At 47.0% G+C, this 13,730-nt stretch carries 13 protein-coding genes; 4 read left to right on the forward strand and 9 right to left on the reverse strand.

From position 1 onward, the window contains the following. Positions 1–36: 36 nt before the first annotated feature. Genes J2X75_RS11010 through J2X75_RS11030 form a run of 5 tightly spaced genes read right to left on the reverse strand, consistent with a single transcriptional unit; the run spans position 37 to position 4,664 of the window. Positions 37–759 carry a GntR family transcriptional regulator gene (locus tag J2X75_RS11010; protein ID WP_310336355.1) on the reverse strand — a complete coding sequence of 241 codons (723 nt, stop codon included), beginning with the start codon at positions 757–759 and terminating at the stop codon, positions 37–39. Between the two features lie 10 nt (positions 760–769). Then, positions 770–1,783, reverse strand: a complete 1,014-nt coding sequence (locus J2X75_RS11015) for a sugar kinase (RefSeq protein ID WP_310336357.1) — start codon at positions 1,781–1,783, stop codon at positions 770–772. Next, positions 1,776–2,531 carry a 2-dehydro-3-deoxy-phosphogluconate aldolase gene (dagF, locus tag J2X75_RS11020; protein WP_307535109.1) on the reverse strand — a complete coding sequence of 252 codons (756 nt, stop codon included), beginning with the start codon at positions 2,529–2,531 and terminating at the stop codon, positions 1,776–1,778. Before dagF ends, J2X75_RS11015 begins: the two co-directional genes overlap by 8 nt. Then, positions 2,528–3,637 carry a DgaE family pyridoxal phosphate-dependent ammonia lyase gene (locus J2X75_RS11025; protein ID WP_310336361.1) on the reverse strand — a complete coding sequence of 370 codons (1,110 nt, stop codon included), beginning with the start codon at positions 3,635–3,637 and terminating at the stop codon, positions 2,528–2,530. The genes dagF and J2X75_RS11025 overlap by 4 nt, the downstream gene beginning before the upstream one ends. Continuing rightward, entirely contained in the window at positions 3,615–4,664 is a 1,050-nt protein-coding gene (locus tag J2X75_RS11030; RefSeq protein ID WP_310336752.1) for an amidohydrolase/deacetylase family metallohydrolase, read from the reverse strand. The genes J2X75_RS11025 and J2X75_RS11030 overlap by 23 nt, the downstream gene beginning before the upstream one ends. Positions 4,665–4,921: 257 nt before the next feature. Between J2X75_RS11030 and J2X75_RS11035 the strand changes: the two genes are divergently transcribed. Then, positions 4,922–7,252: a helix-turn-helix domain-containing protein gene (locus tag J2X75_RS11035; RefSeq protein WP_310336364.1), complete on the forward strand. Its 2,331-nt coding sequence runs from the start codon at positions 4,922–4,924 to the stop codon at positions 7,250–7,252. 75 nt (positions 7,253–7,327) lie between these two features. Here the strand turns inward: J2X75_RS11035 and J2X75_RS11040 are convergent, their stop codons facing one another. The 4 genes from J2X75_RS11040 to J2X75_RS11055 form a co-directional block, all read right to left on the reverse strand. Further along, positions 7,328–8,344, reverse strand: a complete 1,017-nt coding sequence (locus J2X75_RS11040; RefSeq protein ID WP_310336366.1) for a glycoside hydrolase family 130 protein — start codon at positions 8,342–8,344, stop codon at positions 7,328–7,330. An 86-nt stretch (positions 8,345–8,430) separates the two neighbouring features. Continuing rightward, the gene (locus J2X75_RS11045) at positions 8,431–10,041 is read right to left on the reverse strand and encodes an extracellular solute-binding protein (RefSeq protein WP_310336369.1); all 1,611 of its coding nucleotides are present in this window, start codon (positions 10,039–10,041) and stop codon (positions 8,431–8,433) included. A gap of 40 nt (positions 10,042–10,081) precedes the next feature. Beyond that, entirely contained in the window at positions 10,082–10,993 is a 912-nt protein-coding gene (locus tag J2X75_RS11050; protein ID WP_124116320.1) for a carbohydrate ABC transporter permease, read from the reverse strand. A gap of 16 nt (positions 10,994–11,009) precedes the next feature. After that, entirely contained in the window at positions 11,010–11,987 is a 978-nt protein-coding gene (locus J2X75_RS11055; protein ID WP_124116319.1) for an ABC transporter permease, read from the reverse strand. 567 nt (positions 11,988–12,554) lie between these two features. Here J2X75_RS11055 and J2X75_RS30350 point away from each other — a divergent pair. From J2X75_RS30350 to J2X75_RS11060, 3 genes are all read left to right on the forward strand, one after another. Beyond that, entirely contained in the window at positions 12,555–12,878 is a 324-nt protein-coding gene (locus J2X75_RS30350) for a CPBP family intramembrane glutamic endopeptidase (protein WP_397383527.1), read from the forward strand. 28 nt (positions 12,879–12,906) lie between these two features. Beyond that, entirely contained in the window at positions 12,907–13,002 is a 96-nt protein-coding gene (locus J2X75_RS30355; RefSeq protein ID WP_366344209.1) for a MerR family DNA-binding transcriptional regulator, read from the forward strand. A 276-nt stretch (positions 13,003–13,278) separates the two neighbouring features. Further along, entirely contained in the window at positions 13,279–13,674 is a 396-nt protein-coding gene (locus J2X75_RS11060; RefSeq protein ID WP_310336375.1) for a hypothetical protein, read from the forward strand. The last annotated feature ends 56 nt before the right edge of the window (positions 13,675–13,730 follow it).

Here is a 13,730-nt window from a genome sequence, read left to right on the forward strand (position 1 = left end):
ATGAAAATGGCTGGACCCTCTTTGGCACCCCCGACCTCAAGTGTCGTAACTAACCAGATAATGATGAAGTTCCGTGTTATAACAGCCGATACTGTGCTCAATTAATCTGCCTTCTCCGTCGAAGGAGTTACGGAGGCGCTTAAGCACATGCGTCCCCGGGGGGATATTCAGTAGTTGGCATACCTCAGGGGCTGCCAGCTCCACAAAGAAACGGTCTTTGAAGTTCTCCAGCAAAATGTTGTTCTCCTCCAGTGAGTCATACAGCGATTGAATGTCTCCATTCATCTCTTCCATGCCTCCGCCGGGCAATGCAGCTGCTGCCAAGAAGTGTATCAGATGAATATAAGGTTGTCCGTTAAGAATGTAAAGCCTTTCAATCCGCTGGCAATACGGCCCGTAGCGACCATATTCCTCCGTTCCGGTATCATTGGTGAGTAAACGGGAATTCAGAACTTTCTTTTCCAGCTTATGGCCCTCTTCTACGAGCAGCTCCGTAAACCGTTTGCCCTTTGAGAGCTTCTGATGAGAGGTATTGCGCAACACAATCGTCCCAACACCGCTTTTTTTCTGCACGTAACCTTCCTGGGACAGCTCTTGGACCGCACCGCGGACTGTCATTTTGCTGACGCCAAATTCTTTCTCCAGCTGCGGTTCGGAGGGGATGATGCTTCCGAGAGGATATACGCCATGTAGAATCCGATCTTTGAGAATTTTTTGGATTTGCTGATATAAAGGACCTTGCTTGCGCTTCAGAGACACTCACTGTTCACTACCTTTCAATATCTGAGGTATGGTCCGACAGCGCCCGGAGCACCTCATTCTCGGTAAAAAGCGCTGTATCACCTTGAGTGGTATGGGCCAGCATCGCTGCCGCCACTGCCATATTAACCGTATGTTCCTGTGGATATTGCTGCAATTCCCCATGGATGATGGTGCTAGCAAATACATCGCCGGCACCGATCCGGTCATACACCGGGAACGTCAGCCTGCGGGAAAATACGAACGTACCTTGATGATAGATATATCCTGTCAAGGAATGCGTGTGGTCAGCGTTAATCTCACGGTGAGTTCCTGCTACCGTTCCGATTCCGAATCGCTGTGCAACTTCAGGAATCGCTTGCTTCATCTGTGTTATTCTATCATATTCTCCGGTTCCGATGCCAAGAATACACTTCGCATCCTTCTCATTCATTAACACCAGATCTGCCAGCCCCAGCAGTTCCTCATAATGCGGGCGGGCCTTGACATAACCATCTGTCCCCCATAACGTAGGACGGTAATTACAATCAAACACAACCTTGCCCCCAGCACTCTTCACTTCCTCAGCAAGTCGTTTCATCTGCTTGCGCACGCCATCATTCATAGCCAGCGTAATGCCACATAAATGAAGAACGTCGACTCGGGAGGCAAGATCTTTCATATCATAATTGTCTGCGTCCGCGGTATTGAAACTGCTGCCCAGCCGGTCTGTGTAAGTAACTCTGCCAGGGCGGGCTCCAAAGCCATTCTCCAGAAAGTACATCCCAAGGTGTTTACCGCCCTGCCTAATAAGAGAGGTATCCACCCCAAGCTTGCGCAGATAAGCGATAGCCGCTTCGCCCACCGGAGTTTCCGGCAAGGTCGTAATAAGAGCGCCATAATGGCCGTATCTGGCTAATGCTGCCGTTACATTCACCCCGCTACCGGAAAAAGAATATTCCAGCCTGCTGCTCTGGACCAGCGTTTCGTAGCCCGGAACCTGCAGCCGCATCATCACTTCGCCAAAAGCAGCAACCCTAGGCATATCGGTCCACCAGCGATTTCATTGTTTCGAGCAGGCTGCGGACATCCTGTACGTTCGTACTCCCGGTCTGTGAATCAATAATTGAAGAATAGACATGTGGTATAACCTGAGGTACGCCTGCCTGAAGTGCAATCTCTAGAATGGGTCCAAAGTTGTCCAGATCAATTCCGCCTGTAGGCTCCAGAGCAAAAGCCGCTTCTCCACAAGCCTTGGCAACAGCACGGTACTCCTCTTCCAGCTTCAACCCCTGCATCGGATAATATTTGAGCGCGTTCCCTCCCATGTCACGAACCAGTGCAATGGCGGCATGAACCGGAACAATGGCCTGCGGAGTGGTTACTGAACTGATGGGGCCAGTCGATATATTTACATAACCTGGCTGACCGCATGGAGATACCAGGCAGTTAATCCAACTATCTTTAGGTCCCAGATTGGCACGGGTTGCCCCGACTGCCGGGAATACCTGATTGATATGGCTTCCCGGATAGCTGGCGACAATCTCCGCCACAACTGCAGCCTGACGGCTGTCTCCGGCCCCGAGTCCAATAGATACGGCATCTTGAATAGCCTGACCATATTCAGTCATGGCAACTACAGCTTCTTCCGACGTAGCATAATTTTTGGAGAGCACACCAATAAGTACATATCCTTCCGCAGCCTCGTACACATCCTTGGCGTTCCCGATACTCCCGGCCAATACATTAATTGCGGCCCTGTTCCTATACAGACACTGCTGAATATGACTCATTCTGGTTTACCTCCCACGATTTCATGTATTCTGCTGACGATGACCTGCGTATCATCCCCTTGTAGCGACCTTGGATCAATATCGAAATAACCCTGCTTGACGCCATAGTCTCGGGTATATACCGCAATTGCACCTTCACGTAGCTGGTCATTCATTTTCTTCGCATCCACCCCAGCAAGAGAGGAATCAATCTGGACACGTCCCCGGAAAATCGATCTGCCGGCTTCATCCTGCACGATGCGGACCGAAACACCAGGAAGTCTATCCAGTGGCTGAAGAGCCTCCAGCGTCTGCTTCTCTCGTTCACTATTATCCGCTTTGTCCTGGTATTCCTCTAGCGCTTGAAGTAACCCAAAAATGGTCTCTTTGCCGACCTTCATGCTGCGGCCAATCCCGTGTAGCTGTACCTTAAGCCACTCCACGTATTTATTTTTGCCGACGACAATGCCGGAAGTAGGGCCTTCAATAGCTTTCGACCCGCTGTAAATGGCCAGATCCGAAAGTTGGATATATTTGTGCAGATCCTCTTCCGCTGCCGCATCAACAATCAGCGGCACCCCTCTACGCTGTGCAACCTCCCATGCCTCTTCCACAGAAATCATGTTCTTCTGGACAGCGTGATGGGATTTAACATAAAAAATGGCTGCAGTGTGTTCACCGATCGCCTGATCGATATGTTCCTTACGGCCTTCATTGGCATACCCGACTTCTACTACCCGGCCGCCGCCAAGGAATATCATGGTTTCGACCGGCGCTCCATATTGCACATTATGGCCCTTTAGCATAATAATTTCATTTTTTAATATCGGCTCCTGGTGCAGACGAAGGCTGAGACGTGGATCTCCGGCAGTCACAATGGCTGCCACTGACAGCGCTATACCACTGGATGCGGAGTTCACCACAACCGCGCTTTCCGAACCAAGTAACTGTGCAATATATTCTCCGGATTTGTCCACAAGATCCGCAATTTCCACGTACTGCTGTCCGCCCTGTTTCATCGCATCCATGACTGAATCCGTTGGTGCGGAAACGCCAAGGATGCTCATTCTTCCACTGGCATTAATAACACGCTTCAATCCATATTTAGCCTGTAATGAGTGACCCATTAGCAAAGACTCCTTTAGCCTCAATATAGTGTTGCGTGACCCGGACATCACCTTCCGAGTCCTTAAGTTGCTTTTCGCCTGCTTCCAGGGAAAATAAAGTCAGGTTCGCCTGCTGTCCCACCCTAATCTGCCCGAGCTCCGGCTTACCGAGCCACTCCGCTGGACTTCTTGTAACCGCACGGATCACCTCTTCCAGACTGTAGCCGAGGTACAGAAATTTCGTCAGCACATTCGACATACTGTATACCGGACCATTCATACGGTTGCCTCGGTAAATGTCCGTACTGATTGTATTCAGCGCAATGCCTGCAGCCTTGGCCTGTTCTGCAATCCGGAAGGAAAAGCTCGCTGTGCCATGCCCCACATCCAGTTGAACTCCCCGAGCAGCTGCATCCAGTAGTTCTTGCAGCGGTGTGCCGTCCGCATGAAACAGATTGTTGGACTTGCCATTAAGGTAATGGGTGATTACATCGCCAGACCGTAGTAGCTCCAGCACATCAGAGATCGCGGGCGGAGCAGAACCGATGTGAACCATGAGTGGAAGCTTCGTTTTTTCCGAGAGTGTGCGTGCCAACTTGAGTGGCTGTATGCCGCTGTCTTTGACGACACTTTGGCTGATGCGGGCCTTCAGACCAACAATGAAATCAGGATAAGCCGCTGCCGCCTCCAGGACCTTGGCCTGGTCAATCCATTCCAACTGTGACAGTTCATCCGTCCGTTCGAGCCCGATGCTTGAAATGTTTAACAGAGCAAATACTTGTGTAGCAGCCTGTAGTCTTGCGGTATAAAAAGCTCCAATTCGATCTGCACCGCAGCTTCCAGCATCTACAAGCGTTGTTACCCCCTGCTTCACACCAATTTCGTCGATATCATCGCCATAGGGATCAAGCTCCTGGACGGCATGCACATGCAGATCAATCCACCCACTAGACACATATAACCCTGAACAATCCAGCTCATTTTCTCCTTCAACCTGTCCTGGCGGTGTAATGGCGGTGATGATCCCGTCCTGAATGGCGATATCCATAATTCGCCCATCAACAAGCTGCAGATTGCGCAGCACATTCTCTGTGCCCACTCATCCCATCTCCTTTTTCAACCCCGGTATACAGGCAAAATCCAAAAAATGATTCATGAAATCTGTACTTCCAAATAGGCAAAAATAAGCCTGATGAGCTACTTTATTCTAAAGATTATAATGTTATAATGTTTATACTAGCACAAGTGTAATCCAGAAGAGAACACTATTTTTAATTCGAATATCTAACACTGGGGGACTGCTTCATGGCAAATTCGGCACTCAAGCCATCCTTGCTCAACAGATTCAGGTTCAGCTGGAATCATTTCAAATCAAGGCTTCTGCTGAAATATGCCTTTTCTTACATTCTCATATTTCTTATCCCTCTGACAGGTGTAACTATTTTTGTATATGAAAACGCTGTCAAAGGATTGCGTGTAGAGATTGAACAATCAAATGTCAATCAGCTTAACCAGGTGAAGAGCACTATAGATAACCGCATGAATGAACTTCAGGAAATAGCGGGGAGAATCGCCTATGACAAACACCTGACCCCTTATATGGTACAGCATCCCTATTATAGCTTGGAGGCGATTCAGGCGCTGGCCAATTACAAAGCTAGCAGCAGCATTGCAGAGGATCTGCTCCTCTATTTCCATAACGATTCCAACATCTATTCATACCGCGGTCTGGCTAATCTTGATGTCACCTTTGATAGTCTCTATCAGTTCGAGCATTGGAATCCGGAAGAATTGCGGCAGGACTTGAATGAAACCAGGCAGCCCCTGGTCCGTCCCGCTGAGAACGTGAAGGTTAATTCCCGAATGGAGTCGATGCTTGTCATGCTTGTGCCCGTTAAACCGAATGACCCGTTTCCATATGGGACCGTTGTTTATTTAATGAAAGAATCCAACCTTACGGGGGTCATGGATTCGATTTTGAGTGATTTCTCAGGAAGCAGTTATATTTTCAGTCCCTCCGGAGAGGTGCTGACCGCGAATAGCCATGGCATCAGCCTTCCCCAGAACGAAATTGAGCATTTAGCTACACTTGAGCCCGGTATTCATAATTTGAAGATGGATGGAGAACAATACTCCGTTGTTTCTGTACAATCTGAAGAAAATGGCTGGACCTATGTGACCACAATGCCAAGCTTCCAATTCTTCAGCCGTGTCGCCCATGTCCAGACCCTGATCTTGATCGTCTTCTGTATTACAGTCATTACCGGCATAGCTGCTGCGCTGCTGCTAGCCAAACGGCAGTACCATCCGATCAGGGATTTGATGGACAAGATGAAAGGCAGCGGCGATGATGCTTCCAAGCTGCGCAATGAATGGGAATGGATACGACAGACGCTCCACAATTACAGTGCAAAAATTGATTTTCAGGAGCCCTTCGTCCGTAATCAGTGCATGTTGCTGTTACTCAAGCACGGCAAGCCGGATGATCCGGAGATTGAGCAAATGATCCTGAGCGCCGGATTCCGGCATCCTCAAGGACAAGGGCTCTATTTCTCGGCTATATTGTCTTGGGATGATACGTTGTCTGACGACATGTCCTGGCAGGAACGGCATCTGTTGCAGGATATACTCAGCAATGTGTGTCTTCCAGGTACCAATGCTCAGATTTTCGGTGTAGAATTCTCGGTCAAGGACCAGTTTGCCCTGATTATTTCACTTCCCGGCGATGCGGACAAGCCGATTCAAAGCCAACTGGAACAGGTGATTGAAGCCATTCAAACGGTGATCCGCGAGCGCTCGCAACTATCTCTGAGTATAGGTGTCGGCATGGCCTATAGCGACTTGGCCCGGCTTAACCAATCCTTCATTGAAGCCGCTGCAGCTCTGGAGCACCGGATCATCCGGCGCAGCGGTCAGGTGACTTATTTCGAGCAGCTTGCAGAGCTGAATCCTTCTGCTTCCGAGAGCTTTTGGATTCCGCGCAAATCCATGCTGAAACTGGAGCAGAGTCTAAAGCAGGGCAACGAATCAGTAGCTGTCCAAATGATTGCCGATACCATTCATACGATCCAAGACGAGCCGTTGCAGGTTCATCTACTGCGCTGCATCTGTTTCGATCTGCTGAACGCTTTTCTACGCACCGCCTCCGAGCTTGGTATGAACGAAGTCTTCGCTAATATGCCGGAGTTAACTTCCTTCGAAACACTTGAAGAGCTGGAGATTCGTTTGCTCAGTCTGGCCGCTGACATTTGCGCGCAGGTGGAGCTAAATACGAAGACAAGCGAGTCAACATTAATGGACGACGTTCTGGCTTACGTGGATCAACAGTTTGCAGACTACACACTCAGTCTGGAGCATGTAGCTCTTAAGTTTGCCATTTCAACTTCTTATTTAAGTCGGAGCTTCAAAGAGAAGACCGGCAGCAATTTCTCACAATATATCTGGCAGCGGCGTGTGGATGAAGTCATGCGGTTGCTGGAGAATACTAGCGCACCGCTCAAAGAAATTATCGAGCAGGTCGGTTATATGGATGCGCCAAATTTCATCCGCAAGTTCAAAAAAGAAATCGGTCTGACACCAGGGCAGTATCGCAAGGAACATGCCTTGAGAGGGGTAACTACGAAAAGACCTGTTTAAGTTGGCACAGTTTCCGCCCTTTCTGTATTGCATTCATGTATTTGAAGATACAGCTTCACTTTATGGTTTATTTTGCTACTGCCCTTCCTGGAGGATGTGCTCTACCAGCTCATCCAGCGGAACAGTTGCGAGTGCAATCGCCGTATCTGTTACCCCGTAATAGATATAGAGCAGTCCATCTTTGACCACATTTCCGGTTGGGAAGATGACATTTGGGATCTGGAACCCAAATTTCTCATAATACGTCTCTGGCTCCATAATAAAATGATGTGTCCGGGCAATGATTTTCTCAGGCTGCTCCAAATCCAGCAGCATGGCCCCCACACGGTAGACAATGTCCTCATCGACGCCATGATAGAGTACTAGCCAGCCCTTGTCCGTACGTATCGGGGGCGTAGAGCCCCCAATCTTCCGCGATTCCCAGGTCAGGTTCTGCGCGGTAGCGAGCAGCTTGGGCTCTTCCCAGTTCACGAGATCCTCGGAGTAGGTAATCCACATGGCCGCCTTATCCGTACCGTAGGCTTCTCCCACATATTCCTCAGGGCGGCGCAGCAGTACGAATTTACCGCCTATTTTCTCGGGGAACAGAATGTTGTCCCGGTCATTAATATCAAGAGGTGTCGTGTCCGCCACATACTCCCAGTCCAGCAGATTATTTGATTTCAAAATGGAGGACCGGGTTAGCCAATGTCCCCCCTCGTCCCCCCATCCATCCGGATATTTCGGAATAGAGCGAAGGGGGACGCCTGCCCCGGTAGGATAGTAACTCATAGCACAGGGGCGAAGGGCGTAGTTCAAATAGAAGGTTCCGTCAATTTTGACAATCCGCGGGTCCTGTACACTACCATAAGGGAATCCCAGCATGTCTGGCGTCACAATGGGCTCATCCTTCACGTGGGTAAAGTTCACCCCGTCTTCACTCTCTAGCAGACCCAAATAATTTTTGCATGGAGTTAGGGAACCAGCAGTGCGCTCAATCATATAAAATTTACCGTTATCGATGATGACCGCAGGGTTGAAAACCGTAACCTTACGCCATTCATAGTCGCCCGGGACAACAATGGGATTATTCGGATGTCTCGTGATTTGCATGTCTATTCCTCCTGCATTTAATGTTCAGGGACGCGTAGTATCCTTATATCTCATTTTTAACAGCAACTTTCTTCGCATGGACCTGATTAGTTGGATTCCCAACGATCATAGGCAGCCTGGTTGATTTCAACCATACGTTCTCCGCCCATTTTTTTGACCGTTGCCACATAATTGTCCCAGCCCGTAAGCGGCTCGGCTCCAGTGATGAATTTCGCCTCCATCTGATTCACATATGTCTTCAAATCAGAATTCAGGCTGCTGATTTCTGTCTGCTCTTCCACGGTAAGGAACAGAGTGGGAAACGGAATCCGTGCGCCTTTATCGAGAAGCTTCTGTTTGGTCTCCTGCTCTACCCAGAGGTCAAAGTCTGTCTTCAGCCCCTTATTAATATCATCCATGGACAGGGTTGGAGCGGGAATGCCGTAGTTAGGTGTCAGAGTTGCCCGATAATCTTCCATTTCCTTACCATCGGGTACCGGCAAGTAACGTTTGACCCGGTTCTCTTTGTCTGTGTACTCCCATAGAGTGCCCTCTGGACCTTTATTGAAGAACATGGCACCTTCATACGAATAGAGATAATCCACCCAGCGCATAGAGGCTTCCGGCGCAGGATTGCTCTGCGTAATAGCAAAGGCGCCGCTTGTAATCCCCCTGTTCTTCGCAATAGCTGGAGCAGCAACTGATTCACTGTGGACAGGTGCAAACATCGGATCTGCCGTCGAAGGTTCTCCACCTTTGCTCATGTAGGCATGCCAGTCCGAAAAGAGGGCGATTTGATTGTTCTGTGCTTTGGCCTTCTTTTGCTCCGCTGTTTGTGAGAAGCTCTCATGATCCAGCAGGTCTTCAGACCACAGGCGGTTCATATAAGTTAAATACTCCTTGTAACCTTCTTCAAGTGGTGTATAATGCACCTTGTCCGCATCATCCACATAAATTTCTTCTTCATAAATGCCGAAGGCACCAAGTAGCCATGTACGGATATCGCGGAGGTTCGCAGCGGGTGTTGTCACCGAGGAAATCGGAATTTCATCGGCTATGCCATTGCCGTTGGGATCTTCCTCTTTCACACGTTTCAGATAGGTATACAGCTCCTCTGTCGTTTCAGGGAGTTTATCGATATTCAGCGCCTTTAGAAAGTCCCCGTTATACCACATCGGATTGCGGTACCAGTGCTGGCTAAGTTCTACTACTGGCAAGGAATAGATATGCCCGTCCGGTGCAGTTATCGATTTACGGACATCTGGATTCTCCTCCAACAGCGCCTTAAAATTCGGAGCATACTCTTCAATCAGATCCTCCAGTGGAATGAGGATACCCTGCTCTCCGTAATTCATCTGCTCTGCAGTTGTCAAACCGGCTGCATAGAGGATATCCGGGTAATCCCCACTGGCGAGCACCAGATTTTTCTTCGTTTCGAAGCTATCCTTCGGTGCATTCTTGTATTCCAGCGTAATACCGGTCTTCTCCTGCATCTGCTGAAGCACCGCCATGTTCTCCCAGTTCTGAATTCCTACATCTGGTGCCATAAGCGACAGAGTAACGGGTTCATTAACAATCGGGAAACCTTCATTGTTCACAGCGACTTTTCCGAGATTGTTGTTCGCTTCACCTTCGTTTGAACTGCTGCAGCCTGCCAGTAATGTAATAACTAAAGCCGAAGATAGCAGGAGCTTCCATGGCTTGCTTGTGGTTGGCATTTATAATTCCTCCCTTGATTTTTCATCACATTTTAACTGTTTAGCCTTTAACAGAGCCTATCATGACCCCTTGGACAAAGTAGCGCTGTAGGAACGGATAAATTGCCACGATGGGCAGTGTGGAGACAACAATGACTCCATATTTAATCAGGGATGCCGTTTCTGCCTTATTATTCATGGCGGTCGCCACCTCGCCGTTAATGGATGAGCCCGTCGTTTCCGCTGTCATTTCCTGAAGAACAAGGATCTGACGCAGAACCATCTGCAGCGGATACTTCGCTTCATCATTTAAATAGATCAGGGACGGGAAGTAGCTGTTCCAGTGGCTAACCCCATAGAACAGGGCCATAACGGCTACGATCGGTGCCGACAGCGGTAGAACAATGCGAATGAACAGCTTTAGGTTCGTACAGCCGTCAATGTGCGCTGCTTCCTGAAGTTCTTTCGGAATGGTCGTCTGAAAAAAGGTGCGGGCCACGACGATATTCCAGACCGAAGCGGCCACCGGCAGAATCAATGCCCACATGCTGTTCATGAGTCCAAGGTTTTTAACCAGCAGATACGTCGGCACTATTCCGCCACTGAAGAACATCGTGAACAGAATGAGGCCCATGAACAACTGGCGCCCGACAAAATCAGATCTGCTGAGCGCATACGAGGCCGGTAGAGTGACGGCGAGATTGAGCAGAGTGCCCACAACTGTGTAAATAATGGTGTTCCAGTAACCACTCCATATCTTCGGGTTCTCAAATACAAGCTTGTAGCCGTCCAATGTTACATTCTTCGGAAACAACCACATCGCTCCCGAATTGACGTCCTGCGGCGAACTGATTGAAGCGCTGAGAATATAGATGAGCGGATAGAGAACAACCAGCAGTGAAAGACCTAAATAAATATAAGTGCTGATCAGAAAAAGCTTGTCCCCCCTGGATTCTTTCATCGCAGTAACCAAAGACTTCAACTCCTTTCTACCAGAGGCTGTTCTCACTGGTGCGTTTGGCGATCTGGTTGACTGTAACAAGCAAAATAACGTTGACTACCGAGTTGAACAATCCGACAGCCGTAGAGAAGCTATACTGAGCGTTCACCAATCCGGCGCGGTATACATAGGTGGAAATTACATCGGATGCTTCCATATTGAGTGAATTCTGCAGCAGCAGAATCTTCTCGAAGCCAAGACCCAGTATATTACCCATATTCAAGATCAGCATGATCGTAATCGTGGGTAATATCGTCGGCAGATTGATATGAAGCACCCGTTTAATTCGGCTTGCTCCATCCATAATGGCTGCTTCATGGAGCTGGGGATCTACGCCAGACAGGGCTGCGAGATAAATAATGGTTCCCCACCCGGTGCTCTGCCAGACGCCGGAGAATACATACACCGTCTTGAACCATGCAGGATCAGTCAGAAACTGTGCTGGTTCAAGACCAATGAATTCGATGAACCTGACAATCATTCCGCTTGAGGGTGATAAAAAGGTAATGATCATACCTGCCATGACAACTACAGAAATGAAATGGGGTGCATAGGTGACCGTCTGGACCGATTTCTTGAACGGGCCGTTGCGGACTTCATTGAAGGCCAGCGCCAATATGATAGGCAGCGGAAATCCGATGGCAAGTTCATAGAAGCTGATACTGAATGTGTTCCAGAGCAGATCCCAGAAAAAATAAGAATTGAAGAACCGTTCAAAATGGTCAAAACCAACCCATTCGCTGCCTGTAATTCCTTTTGAAGGTACGAAATTCTTAAAAGCAATCTGAATGCCGTACATCGGACCATAATGAAAAATAAGGAAATACAACAACGCGGGAAGCATGAACAGATAAAGCTCCCAGTTTTTCCAAATTCTCTTGCCAAGGGAGTTCTTCTTCAATGAAGGATTTACGGATACTACTGTGTGACTCTCCTTCACTCTCTCACTCCTTTCTATGTCTTTCATTACCTACGGTTATGTTGCTGCTTTGCATTCTTGCTGACTCCCTTTTTGGTAACGCTTACAATTCGAAGTATAGTGTAACGACGATGACACGGTAAATATGTAGGTTCTGCATTGTCACGAATAGGGTGGGTAAAACCGCGCTACTGCGGTACTTTTCGTCCAACCCTGATGTGGATGGTTGCAGATGGAGCAAGGCTGTACATATGTGAATTACGAACCTCCTCCACGTTGCAAAAGAAACATATTGTGATCACCGAGCAAGAATTCAACGTTTGTTATGAGTAACTGATCAATACTTTGATAAAAAAAAGCTGTTGCGGAGGACGCTACGTCACAATCTACAATGAAAAAAATGTGATAAAGGAGTTTTCATTATGTCTGAGACCCATGCAAAGGAACATTACAAAATACTGTTGATCGCATTACTAACGCAACCAGTTTTTCTATTTATTGGATTTATTTTTATTGGTTTATTTAAGTGGGGAGAAATGTTGCCATTTCTAATTACATTTATCAGAACAAGAACAGAACTCCTAAAACCGAGGGTCAGATATGATTAAACAAATAATGATCCAACCAAGTGGTATAGCTTTAACGGCGATAGGTGGTATATTTGAAGAATTCTTTTTTAGAGGTGTCCTGATCGGATTATTTATTGGATATTCTTTGTTCGTGGATTGGCTCGTCATTCTAATAAGCACTTTTCTATTCTGGATAATACATGTTCCTCAATATAGAGGAGCTACAGGTGTCCTTATAGTTGTGTTTGTAAATGGTTTGATTTTTGCACTACTTTTTTATTTTACAGGGTCGTTAATTCCACCAATCCTTGCCCATGTGATTTATAATATTTCTATTAGAATTTTTCTGGAAAGAAAGTACAGGAAATGATTATGTGAATTGAAAAGAGGGAAGTTAGATGCGATTAACAGTGAGTAAATTTGCAAAGCTGGCGGACACAACAGTTCGTACGTTAAGACATTATCGACAACTTGGCATATTGGTTCCCTCATAAAAGAACGAAAATGATCATTATGTATATATAAATGAGGATTTTAAAAGGCTGCATGAAATCCAATTATTACAAAGTCTAGGACTTTCATTAAACGAGATTAAAGCCGGTTTTGAAGATCCACAATATTCTTTTGATGAAATAATTAGAGTTCAAGAACAATCGCTTAAACATAGGAGAAAAGCTATTGATTGTTCTTTAGCATTAATTAAACGAATAAAACTGTTAAAGGAAAAAGATCAATTCAATGAATTAAATTCAGAATTGCTCATGCTACTTATGAACTCGATGCATGTTGAGGAGGACCAAAAAAAGCTGTTTCAAAAGTATGTTTCTACGGATATTATTGAAAAGGTGTTCCCAGAGGATGTCTCTAAGCAAACTTACTTGGATGAACAATTATACAATTTGCTATTGCTTGTCCATCGAGCTACCATACACGATCTTAAACCAGATCATCCTTCCATACAGCAACAGTTGAAAGACATCATTGCAGATACCCAATTAAATCATCTGATTCTCAATAACGAAGAAAAGAACGAAGAACTTTATAGAAATGTAAAACCCTATGAGTCGTTGATACCTAAGCATACCATGGATTTTTTGACAGAAGCATTTGAGGTATTAAATACGAAGAAGAAATCTTCTCTAAAGGATCTCGATAACTACCAATAAAAATCTAGAGGTTACGGGTACCCTTTATTGTGAATGATGTATCCAAATTCCTGGCA

Origin of the sequence: Paenibacillus sp. 2003 (assembly GCF_031455635.1) — a bacterium.
GTDB classification, from domain to species: Bacteria; Bacillota; Bacilli; order Paenibacillales; family Paenibacillaceae; genus Paenibacillus; species Paenibacillus amylolyticus_B.

Excerpts from the sequence above, each read along its gene's own strand:
- J2X75_RS11060 (WP_310336375.1), top strand. The coding sequence starts at position 13,279 with ATGAACTCGATGCATGTTGAGGAGGACCAAAAAAAGCTGTTTCAAAAG.
- J2X75_RS11045 (WP_310336369.1), bottom strand. The coding sequence starts at position 10,041 with ATGCCAACCACAAGCAAGCCATGGAAGCTCCTGCTATCTTCGGCTTTA.
- J2X75_RS30350 (WP_397383527.1), top strand. The coding sequence starts at position 12,555 with ATGATCCAACCAAGTGGTATAGCTTTAACGGCGATAGGTGGTATATTT.
- J2X75_RS30355 (WP_366344209.1), top strand. The coding sequence starts at position 12,907 with ATGCGATTAACAGTGAGTAAATTTGCAAAGCTGGCGGACACAACAGTT.
- J2X75_RS11015 (WP_310336357.1), bottom strand. The coding sequence starts at position 1,783 with ATGCCTAGGGTTGCTGCTTTTGGCGAAGTGATGATGCGGCTGCAGGTT.
- J2X75_RS11040 (WP_310336366.1), bottom strand. The coding sequence starts at position 8,344 with ATGCAAATCACGAGACATCCGAATAATCCCATTGTTGTCCCGGGCGAC.
- J2X75_RS11035 (WP_310336364.1), top strand. The coding sequence starts at position 4,922 with ATGGCAAATTCGGCACTCAAGCCATCCTTGCTCAACAGATTCAGGTTC.
- J2X75_RS11025 (WP_310336361.1), bottom strand. The coding sequence starts at position 3,637 with ATGGGTCACTCATTACAGGCTAAATATGGATTGAAGCGTGTTATTAAT.
- dagF (WP_307535109.1), bottom strand. The coding sequence starts at position 2,531 with ATGAGTCATATTCAGCAGTGTCTGTATAGGAACAGGGCCGCAATTAAT.
- J2X75_RS11030 (WP_310336752.1), bottom strand. The coding sequence starts at position 4,664 with ATGGATATCGCCATTCAGGACGGGATCATCACCGCCATTACACCGCCA.
- J2X75_RS11055 (WP_124116319.1), bottom strand. The coding sequence starts at position 11,987 with ATGAAAGACATAGAAAGGAGTGAGAGAGTGAAGGAGAGTCACACAGTA.